The organism is Planococcus kocurii (genome assembly GCF_001465835.2).
In the GTDB taxonomy this organism is placed as follows: Bacteria; Bacillota; Bacilli; order Bacillales_A; family Planococcaceae; genus Planococcus; species Planococcus kocurii.
Genome location: NZ_CP013661.2, coordinates 613,593 through 640,438 on the forward strand (window position 1 = coordinate 613,593; position 26,846 = coordinate 640,438).

The window sequence follows — 26,846 nt, forward strand, 5'->3', positions numbered from 1 at the left end:
CGCTTGTTGTCTAGATTTCAGACAAGCAATTGGTTTTTTATCAGAAGACTAATTTACCATGACCGGCTGTATTCGTCAACAGGTTTTAACTTACTATACAAGTATGGCACTGATTGAAAAGCATAGATTTTCTCTTTTAGTTTGCCACCTTCTGTTATAAGTAAGCACGGTACACTCTCCACTTCGTAGAGATCCGCTATTTCTTGAACGTAATTTAAATTTGCTTTGCCCATTGGAAGATCCGGTAACAATTCGGTGACAACTGATAGCATCTTAGACGCAACCTGGCAAGTTCCACACATTGGCGCGTACAAATAATAAGCCGTTGATTTATTCGTATTCTTTTCTTTGATCCATTCTTTGTGCGTCCATTCATTCATTTTCTTCATCCCTCTGTTAATAGCTTATTTACCTGGATATTCGCTGTGATGAGCACATCCATCAAGATCCGGAGCGGTGTTGCTGCAACTTCTTTATAATTTCGGTTAATGTAAAAATGACGAGCTTCAGGAAATTCACGCTTGACGAGTTTCCTCAGTTTTTCTCCTGAAGAGTCTGCATCTACTAGTATGATCATATCCTGGCCTTCGTACGGTAATAGTAACTCTTCCAGTCTCGATGCACTTACTGTACCATTTGTACAAAGAATCGTCACGGGTTCTGCAATGAGTGGTGCAATCCTTGACTTATCACTGAGCCCTTCGACAACAATCACCTTTCCCATAACACTCACCCCATCAAATATAAAATAAGAAAAGTTCTAAGACTTAGCGGTAAAAGAAAACTTTCGTTTTATTGCGATAAAGCTCTTTATATAAGTCGAACTAATGATTTCCACTTGTTGATATTCCGTAAAACAGCAGTGCTTTCGAGCTCACAGGATGTGGATCATGCAACCCGTTCCTTTGCTGAGCACAAAGCAGTATAGAAAAGTCGGTTTCTTTTACCAACTTATCTAGTTTTAAAATACCAATAGAACAGGCTGACGTCCATTTCCATGACTTATGCGAACTGCTGACAACACTTATCGGTCATAAAAAAAAGCGCCAAGATAGGCGCTTTTCAGTAATTACTCGTTGGTCATTTCTTTGTATTCGTCTGCTGTCATCAATGCATTAACTTCTTCTTCAGAAGGGGCTTCGATTACAACCATCCAAGCCTGCTCGTAAGGAGACTCGTTCACAAATTCTGGGCTATCTTCAAGTTCAGAGTTAACCTCGATTACTTTTCCGCTAATTGGCGCATACAATTCTGAAACCGTTTTAACGGATTCAACACTGCCGAAAGGCTGATCTTTTTTTAGCTCGTCTCCAACTTGTGGAAGTTCAACAAAAACGATATCCCCTAGTTCCGCTTGTGCGAAATGAGTAATACCGATACGTGCATTGCCATCTTCGGTTTTAACCCATTCATGTTCTTTTGAATAACGAAGTTCTGCTGGTGTGCTCATCTTGACCCCTCCAAATTATGTAGTTCATTCACATTCAGTTTGACATAAACAGCCGCGAAATACAAGATGGTGCTACTCGCTTACAACCAGCGATTTTGATAATCTGCTTCTTTAAAGCCAAGTGTCACTTTTTCGCCATCCCAAGCCAAGGGACGCTTGATCAGCATGCCATCAGAAGCAAGTAGTTCCAATTGCTGGTCTTCGCTCATAGTCGATAACTTATCTTTTAAACTAAGTGAGCGATAAACCAAACCACTCGTATTAAAAAACTTCTTCAATTCTAAACCACTCGCTTGATACATTTGAGCTAATTGTTCTTTAGTTGGTGGGTTTTCCGCAATGTGTATTTCATTGAATTCCACTTTGTTTTGTTCTAGCCAACTTTTTCCTTTACGGCAAGTCATGCATTTTGGATATGCGTAATAAGTAATCACCTTAAAACCTCCCTTTTTTCTAAGCTTACCAAAGAGAAGCCTTGTGGTCGATGAATAAAAACAGGCAACCCCCAAATTAACGGAGTTGCCTGTTTCATAAAACTTCTTACACGACGTATTTCTCTACATCAATTAGCTTAACAGCAGCTTCGCGTTTTTTCGCAATAACGTTATAAGGAGTTGAACGCGTTAATTTGCGCAACGCTGAAAGCATCATGCGTTGGTTATCGCCTTCAATAGCCGCGATCAATGTTTCTTTCGCATCTCGCTCGATTTGATCAAACGCTTCTTGACAATAAATTTGTGTATACAACAGTTTTTGTTTCGCTTTTTCTTCACCTGAAGCGGCAATTGCTTTTTCAGTACGCAACACGACAGATTCCATCGCAAAGACGTTGCTGACGATATCGGCAATGTTCACTAGCACTTCTTGTTCGGCCTCTAGTTTTGTGCCGTATGTTTGTGCCGCTAGTCCCGCTGCGAGCAATGCAATTTTCTTCGCGTTTTTTACCAAGTATTTTTCTTGGTCTAATGCATCTGTCCCTACTTCTTCAGGCATCATCATTAACAGCTCTTCTTGTAACTTTTGAGCGTGTTGCAATAACGGCAATTCACCTTTCATTGCTTTACGCAACAATGTACCTGGTACGAGTAACCGGTTGATTTCGTTGGTGCCTTCGAAAATACGGTTAATGCGTGAATCGCGGTAAATGCGCTCAATTTCATATTCTTGCATAAAGCCGTAACCACCATGCAATTGAACGCCTTCATCGACGATATAATCTAACGTTTCTGTACCGAAAAATTTATTTAACGAACATTCTACCGCAAATTCAGCAATTGAATCTGCCACTAGCTTGCCGTCTGCTTGTTGCTCGTCTGTAAACCCGCTCATTCGGTCTTCAAAAAGGCCAACAGTACGGTAAACAGAACTTTCAACTGCATACAATTTAGAAGCCATTGTCGCTAATTTTTCGCGCGTCAAGTTGAAAGACGAGATTGGTGTTTTAAACTGCTGACGTTGGTTCGTATACGGAATCGTCAATTCCATCGCACGTTTCGAGGCACCAATTGTACCTACCCCTAATTTATAACGACCAATGTTCAAAATGTTAAACGCGATAATATGGCCACGTCCTGCTTCGCCCAAAAGATTTTCCACAGGAACTTCAGCGTCTTCAAGAATTAACGTACGTGTTGAAGACGATTTGATACCCATTTTCTTTTCTTCAGGCCCAACAGAAACACCTGGGAATTCACGTTCAACGATAAACGCAGAGAATTTGTCTCCGTCAATTTTTGCATATACAACAAAGACATCCGCAAATCCAGCATTGGTGATCCATTGTTTTTCACCATTCAAGACGTAATGCGTACCCGCTTCATTTAATTTTGCTACTGTTTTCGCGCCTAATGCGTCAGACCCTGAACTTGGTTCTGTTAATGCGTAAGCTGCAATCATTTCGCCAGTTGCTAAACGCGGCAAATAGCTTTGTTTTTGCTCTTCGTTACCAAAAAGAACGATTGGCAATGAACCAATTCCTACGTGGGCTCCGTGAGTAATTGAGAAACCACCTGCTTTGGACATTTTTTCAGCAATTAGGGCCGAAGCAATTTTGTCTAATCCCAGACCGCCGTATTGTTCAGGAACATCAGCACCTAGAAGGCCAAGCTCACCTGCTGTTTTTAAAAGACGAACCGAATGCTCAAATTCATGGTTTTCTAACTTTTCAACAACTGGCATTACTTCAGTGTTGACGTAATCTTCTGTTGATTTAGCGATCATTTTTTGCTCTTCAGTAAAATCTTCCGGCGTGAACACACGCGACAGGTCTGCATCTTCGATTAAAAAGCTTCCGCCTTTGATCAATGTTTTTTCTTGTTCCATGATGAATTCCTCCTAGTTTTTACTTGCTTATAGTGTTATAGGTTGAAGAATTCGCTTCAGGCGGACGCTTTCCTGGGGACCGGCTGAAGCCGCTTCCCTCGCTTTGCTCAGTCCAGGGTCTTCACCTCGGCCTGATCCCCAAGGAGTCGCCGCCTTCCGCTCATTCTTTTAAATTTTAATGGCGAACTTTCTCTTCTTTTGATAGGTATCGAGTTTTAATATCTTTTCGACAGACAGCTAATAGCTTAGGCGCGTCCACGGGCTAGGCGAAGCTATGAGACGAGTGCTTTTCTCGGCTCATGGCGGGAGCCATGCCCAAAGCGGTCGAAGCGACTATTACCTTACGCCTATTCTCTACAGCATTTCAAAGACGCCTGCTGCGCCCATTCCTCCGCCGATACACATGGTTACAACACCAAATTGTTTGCCTTGTCGTTTTAATTCACTCATCATGCGAATGGTTAAAATAGAACCTGTTGCACCTAGCGGATGGCCGAGAGCGATGGCGCCTCCGTTAAAGTTGACTTTGTCGATATCAAGACCTAAGTGACGAATAACACCAAGTGATTGAGAAGCGAATGCTTCATTTAGTTCCCATACATCAATGTCATCAATTGTTAAGCCTGCCAATTTCAAAGCTTTTGGAATTGCCACGATTGGGCCAATTCCCATGATTTCTGGTGGGACACCGCCTGTTGCGAATGAACGGAATTTGGCAATTGGTTTGAGTCCAAGTGCTTCTGCTTTTTCGCGGTCCATCACGAGCAATGCGCCTGCACCATCAGACGTTTGTGAGGAGTTCCCAGCTGTCACGGAGCCGCGTGCTGAGAAAGCAGGACGCAATTTTCCGAGTCCATCCGAATTGGTTCCGTGACGAACGCCTTCGTCCATTTCGAACATAGACGTTTTTTCTTGGTATTTATTGTTTTCGTCAATATAAGGTTTTGTTACTTCAACAGGGACGATTTCATCATCAAAGTTTCCAGCTGCAATAGCTGCTGCTGCCTTTTCATGAGAGCGAACTGCAAAGGCATCTTGGTCTTCACGGCTCACACCGTATTTGGTCGCAACTTGTTCTGCTGTATGACCCATGCTCATGTAATATTGAGGTGCTGTTTCAGCTAGTTTTGAATTGGGACGAATGACGTTACCCATCATCGGTACCATACTCATTGATTCGACACCGCCTGCAATAATGGCTTCGGCTGAACCGACCATAATCCGTTCTGCTGCGTAGGCAACCGACTGAAGACCTGATGAACAAAAGCGGTTAACGGTTACGGCTGAAACCGTATCGGGCAATCCTGCAAGTGCTCCGATGTTACGCGCGATGTTCATGCCTTGTTCTGCTTCTGGCATGGCGCAACCCATGATTAAATCATCGATCGGCCCGTCATAGCCACCAGCTCGCTGTAGCGTTTCTCTGACAACTAAAGCACCGAAATCATCCGGTCGCACAGTCGCTAAAGAACCTTTTGTCGCTTTTCCGACCGGTGTTCGAGCACTGGCCACGATTACTGCTTCACGCATGTGTATTTCCTCCTTTTATCCTCAACGATTAATTACGTAATGGTTTTCCTTTGACCAGCATATGTTGCATACGTTGCTGGGTTTTCGGTTCTGCGACTAGGCTTAAGAACGCTTGGCGCTCAAGGTCAAGCAAATATTGTTCATCGACTTTTGTGCCGTATGGAACTTTGCCGCCCGCTAGAACAAATGCTAGCTTTTTAGCGATTTTCAAATCGTGTTCGCTAATATAGCCGGATATAAACATACCTTCTGCACCTAAAAGTAGCGTTGCATAGCCAGGTTCACCGGGAACAGGCACTTTTTCACGTAAAGGTGCTTGATAGCCATTTTCATATAATGACAGAGCAGCCTGTTTAGCATCGTAAATTAAATGGTCGCTATTGGCGCTAATACCATCTACAAAGTTTAAGAAGTTATTTTCACGTGCTTCTTCTGCTGAAGTCGAAACTTTTGCCATAGCTATTGATTCGAATACTTTCGTTGCGATGTTTTGATAATCGACTGTTACACCATTCGGTAAGCCTTTTAATTGTTTCATATAAAGTTCTTTGTTTCCGCCGCCGCCAGGAATTAATCCCACGCCCACTTCGACAAGACCCAGATACGTTTCCATTGAAGCTTGAATGTGTGCGGCTGGCAAGGTTACTTCTGCACCACCGCCTAGAGACATACCAAATGGTGCTGCTACTACCGGTTTGTTACTGTATTTGAGTTTCATCATGGCATTTTGGAACGTTTTAATCGTGAAATCGAGTTCGAACATATTATCATCTTGTGCTTCCATCAAGATCATGCCGAGGTTGGCACCGACACAGAAGTTTTTGCCTTGGTTCCCAATGACCAGTCCTTTGAAGTTTTTCTCGACCTCGTCGACCGCGAAATTGATCATTTGCATAATATCTAAGCCAATCGCATTTGAACGTGAATGGAACTCTAATAACGCAATCCCATCACCTAGATCAATCAAACTAGCACCCGAATTCGATTTGATAACGCCGTGTTTTTTCTTATAGCGCTTTAAATCGATTACTTTCTCATTTACTGGGACAGGCTGGTAAGTTGTGCCATCAAAGAAGTACACATCGTTATTTTCTTCTTTATAGAAAGTTTCGTTTCCACTGTCTAGTAAAGCTTGCGCAAATGCTGGAATAGTGTGGCCTTGTTCTTTCATTTTATGGACTGATTTTTCAACACCAATGGCATCCCAAATTTCAAATGGTCCTTGTTGCCAACCGAAGCCCCATTTCATAGCATTGTCAATGGCAACAATATCATCAGCAATTTCTCCAGTTAACTCAGCCGAATACAAAAGTGTCGGAGCAAGTATGCTCCAAAGCAATTCACCGGTACGGTCTTCTGCATACACAAGCGTCTTCATTTTAGCTGCAAGACCTTTTTGCTGTTTCGCGAGTTCTTGTGAAGGCGTTTTCAATTTACCGGCTGTGCGGTATTCAAGCGTCTCTGGATCAAGTTCTAAAATCTCTTTGTCTTTTTTCAAGAAGAAGCCCTGTCCCGACTTTGCTCCTAACCAACCATTTTGCACCATTTTCGTCATAAATTCAGGCGCTTCAAAAACCTTTTGTTCTTCTCCTGAAGTTTGATCATGGACATTTTTGGAAACATGCATGAACGTATCCAGTCCAACAACATCAAGTGTACGGAATGTTGCTGATTTTGGACGACCAATTAGTGGACCCGTTACCGAGTCGACTTCTCCTATTGAATAGCCACGTGCCATCATTTCACGTAACGTAACCAATAGACCATATGTACCGATTCGGTTAGCGATAAAGTTTGGTGTATCTTTTGCAATAACTACACCTTTTCCTAAACGATTTTCCCCAAATGCCGTCATGAATTCGACAACTTCTGGAGCAGTCGTTGTCGCAGGAATGATCTCTAACAGCTTCAAATAACGTGGTGGATTGAAAAAGTGAGTTCCTAGGAAATGTTTACCGAAATCTTCCGAACGCCCTTCGACCATCGCATTAATGCTAATACCCGATGTATTTGAAGAAATAATGGTGCCATCTTTTCTAACGCTATCAATTTTTTCATATAATGATTTTTTTACATCCAGGTTTTCGACAATAACTTCGATAATCCAGTCGATGTCTTTTAATTTATCTAAATCATCTTCCAGATTTCCTGGTGTGATTAGTTGAAGATTTTTTTTAGCTGTTAATGGAGCTGGTTTCTGTTTAAGTAACTTCTGAATAGAGCCGGTTGCAATTCGATTACGAACCACACTGTCTTCCATAGTAAACCCTTTTGCCTGTTCTTCTTTTGACAATTCACGAGGAACAATATCAAGCAACAATACAGGAATTCCTATATTTGCAAGGTGCGCTGCAATTCCCGAACCCATAACACCTGAACCGAGTACAGCCGCTTTTCTAATTTGGTAAGCCACTAGCAAACCCTCCTTGATTTTTTGAATGAATACTCATTCATTTTTAGTTTAAAAAAATAGAACGTTCTCCTATGTCTCTTAGTGTAAGTTATTTTCTCTTTTTTCGCAATATTTAATCGCTAAAAAATCCCTTAATTTTTCAGAAACAAATTCTTTGCCATTTTATAAATACACGGTAAACTGAAAGGGAACCTATAAGGAGGCCATCTAAATGAAATCACTTTCTACGAACGAACAATTTAACGAAGCTATAAACGGCGAACAACCGGTAATCGTAAAATTTCAAGCTGGTTGGTGCCCAGACTGCAGAAGAATGGATATGTTTATCGATCCAATCGTCGAAGAATACAACCAATACCAATGGGTAGACGTTAACCGCGATGAACTTCCAGAACTTGCTGAAAAATATGACGTAATGGGTATTCCAAGTCTATTGATTTTCAAAAACGGCGAGAAAACAGCTCATCTTCACAGCGCTAACGCAAAATCACCTGAATCTGTTACAGAATTTTTGAACGACCAAAAAGAGTAGGCTCATGCCTACTCCTTTTTTCTCTACTAAAATTTTCAAGCGTCTATCACATGTTTCATTTAATAATTTCATACTTACTACAAGACCCTGGAGGTATATAGATGGATCCACAACAGGAAATAACCCAATTAAAAGAACAACTGCTTTATTATGAAAAGCTGATCAAAAATATGTCTGCTCCGATAATTCCATCAGTTGTTCCAAAGACCATTTTAGTACCAATCGCTGGTTTTATTTTTTCAGAGCGCTTTGATTTGATTCGTACAACTGTATTAACCTACGCAGAAAAGCATCGCGATACTGAACGTGTCATCTTTGATTTTACTGGTGTGACAACTGATAACTTGATGGAATTCGACTATGACGGATTAGCAAGTGAACTGAGCCAGTTGAATTCTGCTCTGAGTTTAATGGGACTGCGTGCTATTTATGTCGGATTTAATCCATTGTTTGTACGTGAAATCGTCCGGGCTGGCATCCAAGTCGAACTGGAAGTTTATACAACATTTAAAACTGCTCTTGAACGTTTGCTCACTGAAAACAAAAAATTAACGACTACGTGATAAAACTAATTGTTAGAAACTCCGTGGAGGTAAAATTGCCATGAAAAAACTCATCGCTTTTCAAGGTCTTTCCCAACATGATACAAGTATTCACAAAAAATATCGTTCTTCTGCGTGTGGACCTGTGACTATTGCTGCCATTATGCAATACCACGAAGAACTCAATATTGGTATCAATCAACTGTATCAACTTCTCGGCTCTACACGCATCGGGTTGTTTACTTGGAGACTATTGAAAAATTTTCAGAAGCTCAGCGGCAAACGGTATGAGGCAAAAAAAGTTCTCGATATGTCCGAGGTAAAAGAAGAATTGTTGGCAAATCGACCGCTTGCTATGAAGTTTGACCGCTACTTTACTTTTCGTTGGTTTTCTAAACCGCTATATAGCTATCACTGGGTCCCGTTAATTGGTTTTGAGGAAAAGTCAGCTGACCTCGTTCTCTATTTTCACGACAACGGACAGAAAAACCGTCCCAGCAAAATGCGGACGGCTTCTTATTTAGCAAATCAACACGTGCTGACCTTTGTGAAAATTACGCCCAAGGATCGATCGTAACTTCGGCATTTTTTTCGAGTTGTTTAGCCAGTAACAATAATTGTTGATCGCGACATAACTGTATATGGTCATTGGTGTAGCTAGGAACAACAAGTTGCTCTAGCGGCATATCCAACTGGATGTCACATTTGATGACAGCCAGTTTTTTTGATAGCAGCAGCATTTCTTTATGTTCTTCAATTTTCTTTTTCTGTGCCGGTTTTAATTCGTCGATGGCTCTTAGTACACCATCAGTCGAGCCGTACGTTTGAATCAGCTGAAGTGCCGTCTTCGGTCCAATCCCTTTAACGCCAGGATAGCCATCGCTTGGGTCACCCATAAACGCTTTAACATCAGCAAACTGCGAAGGCTGAATGCCATACTCTTCAATAAATCGATCATCAGTATAGACATCGTAAACGTGAAATCCTTTTTTCATAAACGCAATTTTGACAGAAGGCGATAATAGTTGCAGCATATCTTTGTCACCGGTAATGATGGTAAAGTCGACTTGGCCCTGCCATTGCTTTGTAAATGACCCGATAAAGTCATCTGCTTCAATCCCCGCTTCACCATAATTTTTCCAACCCAGTTGCTCAGAAATTTCTTGTGCCCAGTCAAACTGATGCACCATGTCTTCTGGTGGTGCCGGACGATTGGCTTTATAGCCATCGAAAAGATCTGTACGGAAAGTTTTAGATCCCATATCCCAGCACACGGCCATATGTGTCGGTTTCATCATCGTTTTAGCCGCTAGCACGTGTCGCGTAAATCCTTGAACGCCATTTGTCGCTAATCCTTCTGTTGTGCGGAAATATTGGTTGACTGCTGAGGTTGCAAAAAACGACCGGAACAAAAGAGCCATTCCATCTATTAATAACACATGTGGTTTTTCCATATAAAAATCCTCCATCTTTTTATTGCTTCCCTTCTATTCTAACGCCTATGTATTGAAAAAACCGCCAAAGCGGCGGTTTTAACGTTTGCGTTTAATTGCTTTGTATTCAATTGTTACTGCTTTATAGAAGGATGTCATCATGAGCAGGATAATAATCGAGAACGGGAACGCCGCAATGATTAGCACTGTTTGCAATGTATCCAGTCCACCTGTCGAGAGTAAAATGACCGCAATGGCTGATTGTGCAATCCCCCAAGTTAATTTTACTGTGTTTTGAGGATATAACGATCCACCTGTTGTTTGCATACCGAGAACAAATGTTGCCGAATCGGCAGAAGTAACAAAAAACGTAGTGATTAAGAATACGGCAATAACAGATAAAATCACGCCAAACGGCAATTCATTAAATACGGCAAACAAAGTTTGCTCTGTCAATAATCCAGTCAAATCCACTCCGCTTTGTTGCACATCGATTGCTGTTGTACCAAAAGCTGCAAACCAAAGGAAACTGATAAACGTTGGAATCATCAATACGCCTAGTAAGAATTGACGAATTGTCCGACCTTTGGAAACACGTGCGATGAAAACACCAACAAATGGAGACCAAGAAATCCACCAAGCCCAGTAAAAGATGGTCCAGCCATCAATCCACGCACGATTTTCGCCATCGATTGGGGCTGCACGGAAACTCATTTCAACGATGTTTTGGAAATACGTACCGATTGTGTCAGTAAACATATTCATGATCAACAAGGTTGGCCCAAGAATGATGACGGCTAGCAATAGTACAACAGCTAACACCATATTGGTATTTGACAAGTATTTAATCCCTTTGCTTAGCCCAGACCAAGCTGAAATCATAAACAATACCGTCACAATGGCAATGATGACCAATTGAACAGAAAAACTATCTTCCGAGATTCCGTCAAACAAATACGCAAGGCCGCCGTTTATTTGGATAGCGCCAAAGCCAAGAGTCGTTGCGACACCGACAACTGTTGCGAAAACCGCAATGACGTCAACAAAAGTACCCCATGGTCCTTTCATCTTGTCTCCAAATATCGGTTTTAACGTTGCCGAAATCAAGCCAGGTTCCCCTTTTCGGAACTGAGCATATGCAAGTGCTAATGCCACAACGGCATAAATCGCCCATGCATGAATACCCCAGTGGAAAAAGCTGAATCGCATTGACTCACGCATCGCTTCAGCGGTTCCAGGTTCAGCGGTTGCTGAATCAATCGCGTAATGCGACAGCGGTTCTGCCGCTCCCCAGAATACCAAACCAATTCCCATTCCTGCTGAAAACAGCATGGCAATCCACGTTCCAAATGAAAACTCAGGCTTGTCTGAGTCTTTCCCTAATTTGATTTGCCCCATCGGACTGATGAGGAAAAACAAACAGAACAAAACGATGATGGAAACAATTAATAAATAATACCATCCAAACGAAGTTGTCAGGAATGATTCTATATTCCCTGTAACTTCTGAAAAACTATCAGGTGCAAGCGCGCCAAAGCCAATGGCTAACAATACGAGCGCAAGTACAATCCAAAATACATTGGTTACTTTTTTCATATAGTACCTCTCCTCTTCCATTTTTATCGCCGCTTTAACGGTCAGTAGATTCTCGCATCCTGAGCAAGATTCCGCTGACCGCTAAAGTCCGAATCGATGAACTAAAAAACAGCAGAGGATGAAGACCCCCGCTGATTGAAGTTTATCTTTATCACAAGTGTAAAGGATACGGAAATTTTCGGCTCCTGTCAAACTAGCCGGGCTAAAAAAATTCCTAAAAGACTTTAAAACCAGGTTTTTACACATTCAAAAAATGATAAACAACTGACCATTTTTTCATAGTAGTAGTCGCTTACGTCCTCACATACTCCACTCTACTAGCAAAATTTCCTGTTCAAGCTAAAAATCGTTGTTCACCGCATAAAATCCATTTCTCCGCATTTTGTATCCATCTATTTATTTTTTAAAAAAATCAGATTCACAAGGAATCTGATTTTCGGTGGTTTATAAATTAATGGTGACTTCTGCTTTTTCGCGAAGTTTTGCGATTAACGCTTGTGTGGCTTCACTTTCTTTTTGCGCCTTCATTTGCTCTTCAATCTGTGGCTTGACTTCTTCAAATGCTGGAATTTCTTCGCCATCCGATTCTTCTTGCTGTGCTTTTGCTTCATCATAGTAAGTTTGTAGTTCTTTATCCGTTAGTTTGATTTCGCCAGTTTCTGATGCAACCAGCTGATCAATTTTTACTTGCGATTCTACTTGAGTCATTACTTCTTCTTTAGAAACGCCTTGCTCTTCAAGTGCTGTCAATAACTCATCTGACGACTTAAGGCCATTTTGCTGAGCCAATTCTTCTAACGCTGTATTGATCTGTTCTTCCGTTGCCGATAACTTTTGGTTTTTCGTTTCTTGAACAAGCAATTCTTGTGCCACTAGGCTTTCAGCAACTTGCTCTTTTAACTGAGTCTGATCGACTTCTTGACCAGACATTTGTGCTTGCATCGCCATCTGTTGAAATTGTCCAGTATAGGTCGATTCAAATTCTTTTTTATCGATTTTTTCTCCATTTACTTCTGCTACGACATCAGGAATGTCTTTCAAATCAGGTTCAGGCATTTCTGGTTGCTCCGCGCTTTCTTGATCGGTTGCTACCTCTTCTTGCGGTGTTTCTTCACCTTCTGTTTCTTTAGCAGTATCATCACCACAAGCAGCTAACGCTACCATGGATCCTCCAAGTACAATTGTTAAAAACCATTTTTTAATCATGGGTATTCTCCCTTCAAACATAATGTGGATTATTGTAGCACACTCTGTAGAGCTGTAAAAACAATAACCATTGCACCTTGTCTATTAACATTATTTAGAAATAAAAAAATTCTACATTATTCAGCAAGCTTTTCTTATATAAACACGCTTACCATCATTAGACTCCCTCAAAACAATCAGTTGCAAGACGAAAGTCATAGATCTTCGTATTTTTTTGATTTGAATCACTTCTACTTTAATTTTAACTAGCTCTTACTTAATTTTAAGAAGTCAGTCATTATTTCAGCACTCCCTGGTGTAAACACGAACAATGAAAATGCAATAAAAACGATCCCTATAACGCCAAATCCGATGCGCATCGGTAACTGAAACCGCTTTTCATGAAGACTCCAGAGAAGAGTAAACTTTTTCCTATAAGCAACATCAAGAAATACCGAAACTCCATACGGACACCTCTTTTAGCGTTATACGGTAATAGGACGATCGTGATTGGTAGAGGTTCGATCTATCTTGAATAAACAGAAAGTCAATGTTGGGCAGGAACCAAAAAACGCCAAAACCAGTAAAGGTTTTGACGTTTTTTATCTCACTATGGAGACGGCGGGAGTCGAACCCGCGTCCAGAAACTCCGCTACTTAAGCATCTACGCGTGTAGCTCATCTATTAAGGTTTCATGCGCCATTCTGCCGATAAGCAGGCGTCTTGGGCACTAATCTGAGAATCTCTCCCGGTTGCCTCAGATGGCAGCAAACGGTGTATCCCACTAAAGTTGAGCTTTACCTAGCCACATGGGCGATGGATAGATAAAGCAGATCCGAGCTTACGCTGCGAATGCTAGGTTTTGGTTTGTTTTGCCAGTTGTTATAAGTACGTTTGTGACGGAGACGACCCTCCGACGCGCAACTCAAGCCCAGATCATCCCTGTCGAATCCGTAACGTCCCCTTATTAAAAGAGACACGGAAGATGTATAAACAGCTTCATGTGCTATATCCTTATTATAAGGCAACGAAGGTCAGACATCAAGCCCTAGCGGTTGTGTTCTTTTATTGCTCGGGCAATGTCGCGTTTCGCATCTTTTTTCTTCAAATCTTCTCGTTTGTCGTAGTTTTTCTTACCCTTACCGACACCGAGTAAAATTTTAGCAAAGCCGTCTTTCAAATACATTTTCAGCGGGATAATCGCGGAGCCTTGCACTTTTGAGTGTGCCAGCAAATTAGCAATTTGCTTTTTATGAAGCAACAGCTTACGCGACCGTGTCGGATCGTGGTTAAACTGATTTCCCTGATCATACGGGCTAATGTGCATATTTGAAATCCACGCTTCACCGTTACGAATACGGACGAACGATTCTTTTAATTGGACTTTGCCATTTCGTGCAGATTTAATTTCGGTTCCCTGCAAGACGATACCTGCTTCGATTGTTTCTTCAATGAAAAAATCAAAACCGGCTTTCTTGTTTTGGGCAATTACTTTGCCTTCTCCTTTGGCCATGTGGTTTCACCTCAGCTAGATTCAAAAAGCGGCCCTCGAGCCGCTATTTTATTTTTTCTTGTTGCGCCCTTGCTTTGCTGCGCCTTCATAGAACTTTTTCTTGGCATTTTTCGGCTTGCGTGTAGGTCCGCCGCTTTCTGGCTTTTTGCCATCACGTCTTGGTTTTCCAGCGCCGTCTTTTTTACCAGCACGGATTACTTTCGGCTGATCTTTTCTCGTACGACGAGGTGTTTGTACCATGCCAACAATTTCAAAATCAATGGATGACTCTTCTGGTTTAACACCAATCACTTTGATTTCAATTTCGTCACCAATACGGAATTGGCGATTGGTACGTTCCCCAATCATCATCATGCTGCGATCATCAAAGCGGTAATAATCATCAGTCATGTTAGACACGTGAACCAACCCTTCAATGGTATTCGGTAATTCAATGAATAAGCCAAAGTTCGTTACTGAAGAAATAATCCCAGTAAACTGTTCCCCGATTTTATCAGCCATAAACTGTGATTTCTTCAAAGCATCGGTATCGCGTTCTGCTTCTACTGCCCGGCGTTCACGCTCGGATGTATGGGTCGCAATGTCATCCATGTTCGCATCCCAACGTGCAATCGTTTTCTGAGACAAATCTTTTTCGATCAAATACGTGCGGATCAAGCGATGGACGATCAAATCCGGATAACGACGTATCGGTGAAGTAAAATGCGTATAAAATTCAGTCGATAAGCCAAAGTGTCCTAAGCTTTCAGACGAGTATTTCGCCTGTTGCATTGAACGCAACATCATCGTAGAAATGACTGGCTCTTCTGGAGTTCCTGCAATCGATTCGACGATTTCTTGCAATGCACGTGGGTGGATTTGTGTACCCGAACCTTTGACCACAATACCAAAATTTGTAACGAATTCGAAAAAGCGTTGCAGTTTTTCCGGTTTTGGATCTTCATGTATGCGGTAAATTGCTGGTACTTCTAGATGATGAAAATGTTCTGCTACTGTTTCGTTAGCAGCTAGCATAAACTCTTCAATTAGACGTTCAGCAATCGTTCGTTCGCGAACAACTACGTCTACTGGATAGCCGTTTTCATCTACTAATACTTTTGATTCTTTGAAATCAAAATCAATGGCACCTCGACGCATCCGTTTCTTACTCAAGACTGCTGCTAGTTCTTTCATCAATTCGAACATGGGCACCAATTCGCTGTACTGCTCTTTTAGTTCTTGATTGTCTTGCTCAAGAATTTCATAAACGTCCGTATAGGTCATACGTGCGGATGTGTTAATAACACTTTGGAAAATATCGTGAGACTGCACTTCACCTTGGTCATTGAAAATCATTTCACAAGACAAAGTCAAACGGTCAACTTGTGGATTTAATGAACAAATACCATTCGACAAGCGATGCGGAATCATTGGAATCACACGGTCAGTCAAGTAAATACTCGTTGCACGGTCATAAGCTTCACGGTCCATTGGAGACCCTTCCGTCATATAATGGCTAACATCTGCGATATGCACACCCAATTTGTACGTACCGTCTTCGTATTTTACGACTTGAACAGCATCATCCAAATCTTTAGCATCCGCTCCATCAATCGTTACAATTTGCTCGTTACGTAAATCACGGCGATCCTTAAGATCTGCCGGGTCGATTTCGTCTGGCACGTTGTTCGCTTGTTCTAAAACATCAGGCGGAAACTCCGTTTCAATGCCATATTTATGAATAATCGAAAGAATGTCAACACCTGGATCGTTTTTATGACCCAAAATTTGCGTCACCATACCCGTCGCAGACATTCTGCCTTCAGGCCATCCCGTGATTTCAACTACTACTTTATGGCCATCAACAGCACCTAACGTATCACCTTTAGCTATAAAGATATCCATATTCATTTTTTTATCATCTGTTACGACAAAGCCAAATCCTTTGTTTTCTTGGAATGTACCAACAGCTTTTGTCGTTCCGCGTTCAAGGATTCGAATAATCGCGCCTTCGCGTCGATCACCAGATGACCCTTCTGAGACGCGAATCATAACTGTATCTCCGTTTACCGCACCATTTACTTCCGTCGGTGGAATAAACACATCGTCCAAGCCCGCTTCTTCAGGTGCCACAAAACCAAAACCTTTTGGATGCCCAATGAATTTTCCGCGCATCAAATTCATTCGTTCTGGCACACCGTAGCGGTTTGATCTTGAACGGATAAGTGTTCCGGATTCTTCCAAACGCACCAAAGTTTTGACCAATTTCTCGAATTCATCGGCATTTTCAAAACCGAATTGCTCTTCTATTTCCTGTACAGTCAGCGGCTTATATGCTTCTTCACGCATGAAAACCAATAAGCGCTGTTCTAATGAACTTTCGGGATTCCCCAAATCTAACTCCTCCTTTATGACCGTTCACACACTCCAATCAAGTGATTCGAAAAATGTGAAAATGTCTTCGTGCAATTGCTTTTTCTCTTTATCAAGCGTAATGACATGCCCTGAGTTTTCGTACCATTTGATGTTTTTATCGGTTGATTCCGCATTATCGTAAATGACATTAGCCGAATCTGTATTAATCACCGTATCCAGTCTACCTTGGGCAACGAACAAAGGCGCATAAATATGGTCTACATGTTCTTTGACTTCTTCAACCAAGGCGCGTAAATCGGCTAACGATTCCATCGGCTGCTCTTTCAATGCCTGCATCTCTTTTTCGATAAGCTCAGCACTTTTCCCTTCAAATCCCTTGTAATCGCGTGCATATTTTAAAACACCTTCATACATGAGATCTGTAGTTTTCATGTACATAGGTGCACACATCGTGACAATTCCTTTAATAGGTTTTGTATACCCTAATTTCAGGCTAAATACGCCACCAAGTGACAGTCCAGCCACGGCAATTTCCGTATAGCCTTCTTCTATCAACGCATCATATGCTTGCTCTACATCTTTCCACCAATCTACTGGACCGGTGACTACCAGTTCCTCAGGTGCCACACCATGACCTGCGTAATGCGGTGCAATGCTCGTATATCCTTTTGTTTCTAGAAAACGACCTAACATCCTTACATCCGCCGAATTCCCAGTAAATCCATGCAAAAGAAGTACTGCTCGAGGTCCAGATTTGAAGAAAAATGGTTTTGGTTGCGAAATCCGCATAACAATTCCTCCATTTCAATACTAAAAGAAAACGCCCAACCATGTATGGTCAGGCGATTTAATCATCTACATTAAACTTTCGTTACGGCAATAGCCAGAATAAAGAATAAGGCAGCAAGTACAATCGTTACTCGGTGTAAGACTAAGTCCAAGCCACGAGCTTTTTGCTTGCCGAAAAGTTGCTCTGCTCCACCGGAGATGGCTCCTGAAAGACCTGCACTTTTTCCGGATTGCAATAAAACGACTACGATTAATGCGAGCGATACGATGACGAGTAATGTCATTAACAACGTATGCATAAATTCCACCTCCTGAAACGAACGTTCACAACAAAATTAAGTTTACCAAAAATTGTGACCGGTGACAATAGCAATAGAAAATAGAAGGCAAATGCCCTCTATTTTCTAAAAGTTAAATCAGAAAATTTGATTTATCAATTATTTAACTTCAATCAAATTCTATTTTCTATCACTTTATTTTTTCAAGTTATAGAAAGTTTTCAATCCTAGGTATTGACCCGTTTCGAACAACTGATCTTCAATGCGTAGTAATTGGTTGTACTTCGCAACGCGGTCCGTACGTGACGGTGCACCTGTTTTGATTTGTCCAGCGTTTGTCGCAACTGCGATGTCTGCGATTGTTACATCTTCAGACTCGCCTGAACGGTGGCTGATAACTGCTGTGTAGCCCGCACGTTTCGCCATTTCAATCGCATCAAATGTTTCTGTTAATGTACCGATTTGGTTTACTTTGATCAAGATTGAGTTACTGATGCCTTCTTCAATTCCTTGAGCCAATTTTTTCGTGTTCGTTACGAATAAATCGTCTCCAACTAATTGAACGCGGTCACCGATTCGTTCTGTCAATAATTTATGTCCAGCCCAGTCGTTTTCATCTAAGCCATCTTCGATTGAAATGATTGGGTATTTATTGCAAAGCTCTTCGTACCAGTCAACCATTTCAGCAGATGTTTTCACTGTATTATCGCCTGGCAGGTTGTAAACACCTTTTTCTTTGTCGTAGATTTCAGAAGATGCAACGTCCATTGCAAGCAAGATGTCTGAACCTGGTTTGTATCCAGCTTTTTCAATTGCTTCCATGATTGTCGTTAATGCTTCTTCATTTGAACCAAGGTTCGGAGCAAATCCGCCTTCATCTCCAACAGAAGTATTATAGCCTTTTTCTTTTAATACAGCTTTTAAGTTGTGGAAAATTTCTGCTCCCATTTGAACAGCTTCACGGAACGATTTTGCGCCAACTGGCATTACCATGAATTCTTGGATGTCCACGTTGTTGTCAGCATGTTCGCCGCCGTTTAAAATGTTCATCATTGGAACTGGCAGTTGCTTCGCGTTAAAACCGCCTAAGTATTGGTAAAGAGGCATATCCAAGTAGTTTGCTGCTGCGTGTGCAACGGCTAGAGAAACACCAAGAATTGCGTTAGCGCCTAAACGTCCTTTGTTTTCAGTACCGTCTAATTCGATCATCGCTTTGTCGATTGATACTTGATCAAGCACTGAATATTTTTCTTCTAATGCTTCAGCAATTTCACCATCAACGTTTTCTACTGCTTTTAAGACACCCTTACCTAGGTAACGGCTCTTATCGCCATCACGTAGCTCTACAGCTTCGTGTTCACCAGTAGATGCGCCTGATGGTACGATTGCGCGACCAAAAGCGCCGCTTTCTGTGAATACTTCAACTTCGATTGTTGGATTTCCTCGTGAATCTAAAATTTCGCGTGCTTGAATGTGTGTAATAATTGGCAATTAAAACAGCTCCCTTTAATATAATGGTTTTCCGGTCATTTCAACCGGTTGTTCTACATTTAGCATTTTTAAAATGGTTGGTGCTAGGTCAGCAAGAATGCCGCCTTTACGAAGTTCATGACCTGACTTCGTTAAAATTACTGGGACTTGATTGGTCGTATGTGCTGTCATTGGCTGTCCTTCAAGGGTACGGACTTCGTCAGCATTGCCGTGATCGGCAGTAATCAATGCCGAGCCACCCTGAGCATGTAGCGCATCAACTATGCGACCTAGACATTCGTCCACTACTTCAATGGCACGAATCGTAGGTTCCAGCATCCCACTATGGCCAACCATATCCGGGTTCGCAAAGTTCAAGATGATGGCGTCGTGCGCACCCGCTTCAATTTGCTCAACTAGACGGTCGGTCACTTCGTAAGCACTCATTTCAGGTTGCAAATCGTAAGTTGCAACCTTTGGCGAAGCAACGAGAATACGATCTTCTCCAGGAAAAATGTCTTCACGTCCACCACTCATAAAGAACGTAACATGTGGGTATTTTTCGGTTTCTGCAATGCGCAGTTGCGTTAGTCCATTTGCGGATAACACTTCACCAATGGTATTTTCCAAGTTCAATGTTTCAAATGCTACACGCGTCGGCAAATCTTCACTATAAGAAGTAAAGGTGATATAGCTTAATGCTCTCGGATGCTTAGCACTTAATGGGAATCCAACAAAATCTTCACGAATAAATGCTTTTGTTAATTGAATCGAACGGTCCGGTCGGAAGTTAAAGAAAATTAGTGAATCGCCTGAATCAACGGTCGCTACTGGTTTGCCATCTTCTTCGATTACGAATGGTAGAACAAATTCGTCCGAAACGCCTTCTTCATAAGAAGCAGCAATACCGGCAGTTGCCGATTCCGCCATTTTTCCAACGCCGTCAACTAAAACGCGATATGCTAAATCGGCACGTTCCCAGCGCTGATCACGATCCATTGCATAATACCGTCCGCTAATCGACGCGAATTTCCCAATACCAATTTCTGTCATTTGCTGTTCAGCTTGCTCTACGTATTTAAGCGCAGTCCTTGGTCCCACATCGCGCCCATCTAAGAAGCCATGAACATAAACTTCCGTTAATCCTTGCTGTTTAGCAAGTCGCAATAAAGCGAAAAGGTGCTCATAATGGCTATGAACGCCGCCATCAGATAATAACCCCAATATATGAAGCGCTTTGCCGCGGCTTTTCGCGTTCGCAATCGCTTCAAGAAATGCTGGATTTTCGTAAAAATCGCCATCACGAATTGCTTTATTGATACGCGTTAAATTTTGGTAAACCACTCGGCCAGCACCAATATTCAAGTGACCTACTTCTGAATTACCCATTTGTCCTTCAGGCAACCCAACCGCTTCACCTGAAGCGGTCAGTAATTCATGTGGATAAGTCTCCCATAAACGATCAAAATTCGGCTTATTAGCCTGTGCTACTGCATTACCAAAACTTTCTTCACGGCAGCCAAATCCATCTAAAATGATAAGAGCCGCTGGGTGTTCAGTTTTACGCATGCGAACCAGCCTCCAACAATTTAACAAATGACTCGGCTTCTAGGCTTGCGCCTCCAACTAATGCTCCGTCAATATGTTCCATTGTCATTAACTCATCTACGTTTGCTGGCTTTACGCTGCCGCCGTATTGAATACGCAGTTGCTCAGCTGCTTCATTCTGATACAAAGATGCTACTTTTTTGCGAATGATTCCACAAACTTCGTTGGCGTCTTCAGCAGTAGCTGTTTTCCCTGTGCCAATTGCCCAAATAGGTTCATAAGCAATAACCAATTGAGTGATTTGTTGTTCAGTCAAACCAGCGACTCCTTTTTCTACTTGTGCTTCAACGACAGAACCCGTTTCTCCGTTTTCACGTTGTTCAAGTGTTTCGCCAACACATAGAATCGGCACTAACCCATGAGTAAAAGCAGCTTTTACTTTTTGGTTGGCTGACTCGTCTGTTTCATTGAAATACTGGCGACGTTCTGAATGTCCAATAATGACATACTTAACGCCAATATCCGTTAGTTGGACAGGGCTAATTTCGCCTGTATAGGCACCTTCGTCTTGCTCTGACATTGTTTGTGCTCCGATTTGAAGCGGACTATTTTCTGCAGACACAACTAGTTGTGCCAAGAATAATGCTGGTGCGCAAATAACAGCGTCTACTTTATCAGATGCTGGCACTAAGCCATTCACTTTTTCAACAAATTGTTTTGCCTCTGTAGCGGTTTTGTACATTTTCCAGTTTCCTGCAATAATTGGTTTTCTCACAAGAGCACTCCCTTTCAGTTTAGCTATCTTATTTATTTGTTTGTTAACGCGCTGACACCTGGTAAATCTTTCCCTTCCATAAACTCTAGTGAAGCGCCTCCGCCTGTAGAGATATGATCCATTTGTTCAGCCACATGGAATTTTTCAACAGCTGCTGCTGAATCTCCACCACCGATTACGGTGTAACCTGAAGTTTCTGCCATTGCTTGTGCGACAGATTTCGTGCCATTTTCAAATGCAGGCATTTCAAAAACACCCATCGGTCCATTCCAAATAATCAACTTCGAATTTTTAATAACATCCGCATATAACGCTACCGTTTCAGGACCAATGTCTAAGCCCATCCAGTCAGCTGGGATTTCCGTGATTTTCACACTTTTGGTTTCGGCATCTTTTGAAAATTCGTTAGCTACAGTTGCATCTACTGGCAAATAAAATTTAACGCCTTTTTGTTTTGCTTTTTCAATAAATGAGTTAGCCAAATCTAATTTATCTTCTTCAACAAGAGAGTTTCCGATCTCGTAACCTTGCGCTTTGATAAACGTATACGACAACCCTCCGCCAATAATTAAATTATCTACCTTATCTAACAAATGATCAATGACGCCGATTTTGTCTTTTACTTTCGCGCCGCCGATTATTGCCGTGAACGGACGTTCTGGCTCAGACAAAGCTTTGCCTAAAACCTCTAACTCTTTTTCTAACAGTAAGCCTGATACCGCCGGTAAATGACTCGCAATGCCTGCTGTTGAAGCATGAGCACGATGAGCTGCTCCAAATGCATCGTTAACGAAAACGTCTGCTAGCGAAGCAAATGCTTGTGCAAGTTTGTCGTCATTTTTTTCTTCACCTTCATGGAAGCGGACGTTCTCAAGTAAGATGATGTCGCCTTCTTGCATCGTTGAAATGTCCTGTTCTACTTTTTCGCCGATTGATTCGTCCAGGCTTTTCACTTCTTTATGTAACAATTCGCCTAAACGAAAGCCTGTTGCAGCCAGTCGCATTTCTTCATTGACTTGGCCTTTCGGACGACCTAAATGGCTAGCCAAAATTACTTTAGCGCCTTGGTTGACTAAATATTCGATCGTCGGTACAGCTGCACGGATTCTCGTATCATCCGTCACTTTACCATCTGACATCGGTACGTTAAAATCGACACGGCAAAATACCCGTTTTCCTTTCAAATCCAAATCTTTCATGGTCATTTTCTGCTGCATGAAAATACCTCCTATTTGTATTCAAAAAAATAAGGAGCGGGGTAAGTTCCCCGCCCCTTTTACCCTCTTTTATTATAGAGGTTCATTGGTAATTAAGCTATGATTTCGGGATTATAAGCCCGTTTTGTACATGTGAAGCGCAAGGTCGATACAACGGCCTGAGTAACCAGATTCGTTATCGTACCATGAAAGAACTTTAACCATGTTATCGCCAACCATCATCGTTGAAAGACCATCGATTGTAGCTGATGCTGTGTTGCCGTTATAGTCTCTAGATACTAGCGGCAATTCGCTGTAGTCCATGAATCCTTTTAATTCGTTTTCTGCTGCATCTTTTAATGCTTTGTTCACTTCTTCGACAGTTACGTCTTTTTCAAGATGAGCAACTAAATCGATAAGTGAAACGTTTGGTGTTGGAACGCGGATCGCCATTCCATCAATTTTGCCTTCTAATTCAGGCAATACTTTTGCAACTGCTAAAGCTGCACCAGTAGTTGTCGGAATCATTGATTCTGCAGCTGCACGCGCACGACGGAAGTCACTGTGCGGAGAGTCTAAAAGAATTTGGTCATTTGTGTAAGAGTGGATCGTTGTCATCATTGCATGTTTGATACCGAAACGCTCGTTCAATACTTTCGCCATTCCTGCAAGACCGTTTGTTGTACATGAAGCATTTGAAATCACATGATGCTCTTTCGGATCATATGTTTCGTGGTTAACACCCATAACAAGTGTCTTCATGCCGTTTTTGCCTGGTGCTGAAACGATTACTTTTTTAGCGCCGGCTTCGATGTGTTTAGAAGCAGAAGCAGCATCCGTGAAGAATCCAGTAGATTCAACAACGATGTCTATGCCATGCTCTCCCCAAGGAAGGTTAGCTGGATCTTTTTCAGAGAATACGCGGATTGTTTTGCCGTTAACAACAATGTTGTCGCCATCAACTGAAACTTCAGCGTCTAAAATACCATGAACAGAATCGTATTTCAAAAGATGTGCCAACATTTTTGCGTCTGTCAAATCGTTTACTGCTACCACTTCTACTTCGTCATTTGTTAAAGCTTCACGAAATACAATGCGTCCTATACGTCCAAATCCGTTAATTGCTAATTTTAAAGTCATTTAGTATTCCTCCAATTTTTTAGTCAATTCCATAATTTTTCGTGCAGCACCTTCGTCTGTGATCAACACTGTCGGACTCGCTGCGTTTTTAGCGTACGATAAAATCGCTCTTGCTTTAGATTCACCACCGGCAACTGCCAAAACAGTTGTCGCTTTTTGCACCTGCTCTAATTGAATGCCCGCCGTTCGAATGCGATAAACAATTTTTCCGTCTTTATCGAAATAATAGCCGAAAGCCTCACTAATCGCTCCGCCTGAATGAATCTTTTCAACTTCTTCAGTAGAAGAGTGCCGACGAACCGCCATCTCTCCTGCATTGCCAATCCCGTGGACGACAACATCTGTTTGATCGTACAAATCCATCATTTCTTTAATCACTGGTTCTTTCATCATCATGGCAAATGCTTCTGCACTCAAATGATCAGGCAAGTATAGCGTCTTAAATGAACCACCTGTTTTTTCGGCAAATGCAGCTGCAATCGTATTTGCTTGGTGCAAAACATCTTCTCCCAGTCCACCGCGTGCAGCGATAAATTGCAGCGCTTTGTCCGGCTTTACGTTCGTTAGTTCTTTCGAGATAGCCGCCATTGTGCTACCGCCAGTAACAGCGATTTTCTTATAGCGAGCAAACAACGTTTCCAAAAAACGAGCAGCCTCTTTACCAATATGGGACTTCACTGCTGGAATTTCATCGCTATCTTGCGGTAAGATCACAACTTTCGTAATTCCTAGAATTTCCTGTAGCTGTATTTCCATATCTGTCAGTCCAGACATTTCACGCACAAAAACTTTTAGCTTCTCTAGCACTTCCAATCCTTGCGAAGTAACTGTCATGCCCGCTGTTTTCATTTCAATCAATTGCTGATTGCGTAGTAAATCCGTGTCTTTTCTAATTTCTCGCTCTGTCAAACCGGCAACTTCACTCAAAGTTCGCCTACCGATTGGCTGTTCCAAGTTGATAATCTGTAAAATTTGATAACGTTTTTTCAGGAGTTCGGACATTTCCGGCATCAACTTTTGCTGAGCGACAGATAATGCATCCATAGGTTCACTCCATTCTATCTGGACGTTTTTTGTCCCACTAATTAATTGTGCGTCCCACTAAATTCATTCTACCTAATCTTTCTTTTAATTGCAAATAAAAAGAAGCGTTAAGTTTCTAACGCTTCTAGTAATTCAACATAACCAATATTGCCATACACCAATACGCGATTGTTTTTTTCTAATACAGGAATCATCATCATGTATTTTTCGTGTAAGGCTTCATCACTTTCGATATCTACTTCTGTGTAAGGCAATGGTACCTCCTCGTTGACTAGTGCAATCATCAATTTGGCTTCATCGCAAAGAGGGCAATTAGAACGCGTGTATAAAGTGTACATCTGTCTCCTTCTTTCTAAATAAAAGTATGAAGTTACTGGTGAAGCTTTCTCCAAACCGATATCTGTTAGACAATCAATAACACGTTACTATTGATCAACAGAGCTTTCCATTGTTTCTACTAAGTTAGGTAGTAAATCAAGTGTACACTGTTACTAAATTTCAATTTGTGCTTAAAACTCGTTACTCTCTTCTTTAAGGTGCATGAAGCCATTATATTGGTACGAGAATCGCTGCTTCACTACCAATAGATACGATGACAATAAGAATCAGTAATTTGCTCACCTGTTGCTTTTCTCTACTAGTATAAGCTATTAGTCATTTCCCTTTCTACCGGCTCTTTTAAACTTCCCTTTTCTCTTTGGTTTTTTGAAATCAAAAAATACAGCCAAAAGTAAAAAACACCCCTTTACCAATTAAGGCAAAGGGGCATTTCTCAACTTTAGAACAATAGATTTTAGTTGAATAGGCTTTTTCCGGATTCAACGAGTTGTTGTGCTTTTCTTATGCCCTCGGAAGGAATCGAACCTCCATCTCAAGAACCGGAATCTTACGTGTGATCCATTACACTACGAGGGCGTTTTCGCTATTAGCGACTTTTCTATTATACAAAAATATTTTAACATAATCAAGTCCGTTTTTTTGATTCGTTAGATTTGACCTTCATTGACCATGATGTGTATGATAATAGTACAGCTGAGAGAACTTTCAGCATTGTTTGTAAAACACTTAATCGAGGAGGAACTATTCTATGAACTTAATTCCTACAGTAATCGAACAAACTAGCCGAGGCGAACGTGCTTACGATATTTACTCACGTTTGTTAAAAGACCGCGTCATTATGCTAGGTAGTGCAATTGATGATAACGTTGCAAACTCTATTGTGGCGCAACTTCTATTCCTTGAAGCAGAAGATCCAGATAAGGATATTTCAATCTACATTAACAGCCCAGGTGGTAGTATCACAGCTGGTATGGCGATTTATGATACGATGCAGTTTATCCGTCCAGACGTTCAAACAATCTGTATCGGTATGGCTGCTTCAATGGGTGCTTTCCTACTTGCAGCAGGAACAAAAGGCAAACGCCTTGCACTTCCAAATGCTGAAGTAATGATTCACCAACCGCTTGGTGGTGCCCAAGGACAAGCGACTGAAATCGAAATTGCAGCAAAACGCATTCTTCACCTTCGCGAAAAATTAAACCAGATTCTTTCTGAGCGTACAGGTCAGCCAATCGAAGTTATCGCTAAAGATACAGATCGCGATAACTTCATGACAGCAGAACGCGCACTTGAATACGGCTTAATCGACCAAGTGATTACACGTAGCAAATTGCCTGAAAACCACAAAAAAGAAAACTAAATCAAGCAAAAAACTCACAGTCATCTTTGACTGTGA

25 protein-coding genes, 1 tRNA gene and 1 other RNA gene are annotated in these 26,846 nt (G+C 41.7%); 4 read left to right on the forward strand and 23 right to left on the reverse strand.

Features of this window, described 5'->3' with window-relative positions:
* Nucleotides 1-53 precede the first annotated feature (53 nt).
* From AUO94_RS03170 to AUO94_RS03200, 7 genes are all read right to left on the reverse strand, one after another.
* A complete protein-coding gene (locus AUO94_RS03170) occupies nt 54-380 on the reverse strand; it encodes a thioredoxin family protein (protein ID WP_058385881.1) in 327 nt (108 codons plus the stop codon).
* Nucleotides 381-385: 5 nt separating this feature from the next.
* Nucleotides 386-724, reverse strand: a complete 339-nt coding sequence (locus AUO94_RS03175; RefSeq protein ID WP_058385882.1) for a ribonuclease M5 — start codon at nt 722-724, stop codon at nt 386-388.
* Between the two features lie 345 nt (nt 725-1,069).
* Complete coding sequence (gcvH, locus tag AUO94_RS03180; RefSeq protein WP_058385883.1) at nt 1,070-1,450, reverse strand: glycine cleavage system protein GcvH; 381 nt, start codon at nt 1,448-1,450, stop codon at nt 1,070-1,072.
* An 80-nt stretch (nt 1,451-1,530) separates the two neighbouring features.
* Complete coding sequence (locus AUO94_RS03185; protein WP_058386935.1) at nt 1,531-1,854, reverse strand: arsenate reductase family protein; 324 nt, start codon at nt 1,852-1,854, stop codon at nt 1,531-1,533.
* A 136-nt stretch (nt 1,855-1,990) separates the two neighbouring features.
* Nucleotides 1,991-3,772, reverse strand: a complete 1,782-nt coding sequence (locus AUO94_RS03190) for an acyl-CoA dehydrogenase family protein (protein ID WP_058385884.1) — start codon at nt 3,770-3,772, stop codon at nt 1,991-1,993.
* 354 nt (nt 3,773-4,126) lie between these two features.
* Nucleotides 4,127-5,302 carry an acetyl-CoA C-acetyltransferase gene (locus AUO94_RS03195; protein ID WP_058385885.1) on the reverse strand — a complete coding sequence of 392 codons (1,176 nt, stop codon included), beginning with the start codon at nt 5,300-5,302 and terminating at the stop codon, nt 4,127-4,129.
* 28 nt (nt 5,303-5,330) lie between these two features.
* A complete protein-coding gene (locus AUO94_RS03200; protein ID WP_058385886.1) occupies nt 5,331-7,715 on the reverse strand; it encodes a 3-hydroxyacyl-CoA dehydrogenase/enoyl-CoA hydratase family protein in 2,385 nt (794 codons plus the stop codon).
* A 211-nt stretch (nt 7,716-7,926) separates the two neighbouring features.
* Here AUO94_RS03200 and AUO94_RS03205 point away from each other — a divergent pair, with 211 nt between their 5' ends.
* The 3 genes from AUO94_RS03205 to AUO94_RS03215 all read left to right on the forward strand — a co-directional run bounded on the left by AUO94_RS03205 (nt 7,927) and on the right by AUO94_RS03215 (nt 9,366).
* The gene (locus AUO94_RS03205; RefSeq protein WP_058385887.1) at nt 7,927-8,247 is read left to right on the forward strand and encodes a thioredoxin family protein; all 321 of its coding nucleotides are present in this window, start codon (nt 7,927-7,929) and stop codon (nt 8,245-8,247) included.
* Between the two features lie 101 nt (nt 8,248-8,348).
* Nucleotides 8,349-8,810 (forward strand): STAS domain-containing protein, encoded by a 462-nt coding sequence (locus AUO94_RS03210; RefSeq protein ID WP_058385888.1) that lies wholly within the window; start codon nt 8,349-8,351, stop codon nt 8,808-8,810.
* Between the two features lie 40 nt (nt 8,811-8,850).
* Complete coding sequence (locus AUO94_RS03215) at nt 8,851-9,366, forward strand: hypothetical protein (RefSeq protein WP_058385889.1); 516 nt, start codon at nt 8,851-8,853, stop codon at nt 9,364-9,366.
* On the opposite strand, the gene AUO94_RS03220 is transcribed toward AUO94_RS03215, so the two are convergent.
* The 16 genes from AUO94_RS03220 to AUO94_RS03295 all read right to left on the reverse strand — a co-directional run bounded on the left by AUO94_RS03220 (nt 9,344) and on the right by AUO94_RS03295 (nt 26,026).
* Nucleotides 9,344-10,243 carry a 5'-3' exonuclease gene (locus AUO94_RS03220; RefSeq protein ID WP_058385890.1) on the reverse strand — a complete coding sequence of 300 codons (900 nt, stop codon included), beginning with the start codon at nt 10,241-10,243 and terminating at the stop codon, nt 9,344-9,346. The two genes, AUO94_RS03215 and AUO94_RS03220, sit on opposite strands and share 23 nt — an antisense overlap.
* 78 nt (nt 10,244-10,321) lie before the next feature.
* Nucleotides 10,322-11,818: a glycine betaine uptake BCCT transporter gene (locus AUO94_RS03225; protein ID WP_058385891.1), complete on the reverse strand. Its 1,497-nt coding sequence runs from the start codon at nt 11,816-11,818 to the stop codon at nt 10,322-10,324.
* Nucleotides 11,819-12,262: 444 nt separating this feature from the next.
* Nucleotides 12,263-13,024: a SurA N-terminal domain-containing protein gene (locus AUO94_RS03230; protein WP_058385892.1), complete on the reverse strand. Its 762-nt coding sequence runs from the start codon at nt 13,022-13,024 to the stop codon at nt 12,263-12,265.
* 589 nt (nt 13,025-13,613) lie between these two features.
* Nucleotides 13,614-13,967: a transfer-messenger RNA gene (ssrA, locus tag AUO94_RS03235) on the reverse strand.
* An 84-nt stretch (nt 13,968-14,051) separates the two neighbouring features.
* A complete protein-coding gene (gene smpB, locus AUO94_RS03240) occupies nt 14,052-14,516 on the reverse strand; it encodes an SsrA-binding protein SmpB (RefSeq protein ID WP_049694328.1) in 465 nt (154 codons plus the stop codon).
* A gap of 48 nt (nt 14,517-14,564) precedes the next feature.
* Nucleotides 14,565-16,889: a ribonuclease R gene (gene rnr / locus AUO94_RS03245; RefSeq protein WP_078080236.1), complete on the reverse strand. Its 2,325-nt coding sequence runs from the start codon at nt 16,887-16,889 to the stop codon at nt 14,565-14,567.
* 24 nt (nt 16,890-16,913) lie between these two features.
* Nucleotides 16,914-17,660 (reverse strand): alpha/beta hydrolase, encoded by a 747-nt coding sequence (locus tag AUO94_RS03250; protein ID WP_058385893.1) that lies wholly within the window; start codon nt 17,658-17,660, stop codon nt 16,914-16,916.
* 71 nt (nt 17,661-17,731) lie between these two features.
* Nucleotides 17,732-17,959 carry a preprotein translocase subunit SecG gene (gene secG, locus AUO94_RS03255; protein WP_008429540.1) on the reverse strand — a complete coding sequence of 76 codons (228 nt, stop codon included), beginning with the start codon at nt 17,957-17,959 and terminating at the stop codon, nt 17,732-17,734.
* 174 nt (nt 17,960-18,133) lie between these two features.
* Nucleotides 18,134-19,429: a phosphopyruvate hydratase gene (eno, locus tag AUO94_RS03260; RefSeq protein ID WP_058385894.1), complete on the reverse strand. Its 1,296-nt coding sequence runs from the start codon at nt 19,427-19,429 to the stop codon at nt 18,134-18,136.
* Nucleotides 19,430-19,444: 15 nt separating this feature from the next.
* Nucleotides 19,445-20,977, reverse strand: coding sequence for a 2,3-bisphosphoglycerate-independent phosphoglycerate mutase (gene gpmI, locus AUO94_RS03265; protein ID WP_058385895.1), 1,533 nt, complete (start codon nt 20,975-20,977; stop codon nt 19,445-19,447).
* The gene (gene tpiA / locus AUO94_RS03270) at nt 20,970-21,731 is read right to left on the reverse strand and encodes a triose-phosphate isomerase (RefSeq protein ID WP_058385896.1); all 762 of its coding nucleotides are present in this window, start codon (nt 21,729-21,731) and stop codon (nt 20,970-20,972) included. Before tpiA ends, gpmI begins: the two co-directional genes overlap by 8 nt.
* Nucleotides 21,732-21,763: 32 nt before the next feature.
* Nucleotides 21,764-22,948: a phosphoglycerate kinase gene (locus AUO94_RS03275; protein WP_058385897.1), complete on the reverse strand. Its 1,185-nt coding sequence runs from the start codon at nt 22,946-22,948 to the stop codon at nt 21,764-21,766.
* Nucleotides 22,949-23,059: 111 nt separating this feature from the next.
* Nucleotides 23,060-24,067 (reverse strand): type I glyceraldehyde-3-phosphate dehydrogenase, encoded by a 1,008-nt coding sequence (gene gap / locus AUO94_RS17495; RefSeq protein ID WP_058385898.1) that lies wholly within the window; start codon nt 24,065-24,067, stop codon nt 23,060-23,062.
* Nucleotides 24,068-25,111: a sugar-binding transcriptional regulator gene (locus tag AUO94_RS17500; protein WP_058385899.1), complete on the reverse strand. Its 1,044-nt coding sequence runs from the start codon at nt 25,109-25,111 to the stop codon at nt 24,068-24,070. It lies immediately after the preceding gene.
* A gap of 107 nt (nt 25,112-25,218) precedes the next feature.
* A complete protein-coding gene (locus tag AUO94_RS03290) occupies nt 25,219-25,449 on the reverse strand; it encodes a glutaredoxin family protein (RefSeq protein ID WP_058385900.1) in 231 nt (76 codons plus the stop codon).
* A gap of 505 nt (nt 25,450-25,954) precedes the next feature.
* A tRNA-Arg gene (locus AUO94_RS03295) sits at nt 25,955-26,026 on the reverse strand.
* Between the two features lie 172 nt (nt 26,027-26,198).
* On the opposite strand from AUO94_RS03295, the gene clpP reads away from it, so the two are divergent.
* On the forward strand, nt 26,199-26,810 hold the full coding sequence (gene clpP / locus AUO94_RS03300) for an ATP-dependent Clp endopeptidase proteolytic subunit ClpP (RefSeq protein WP_058385901.1): 612 nt from the start codon (nt 26,199-26,201) through the stop codon (nt 26,808-26,810).
* Nucleotides 26,811-26,846: the final 36 nt, after the last annotated feature.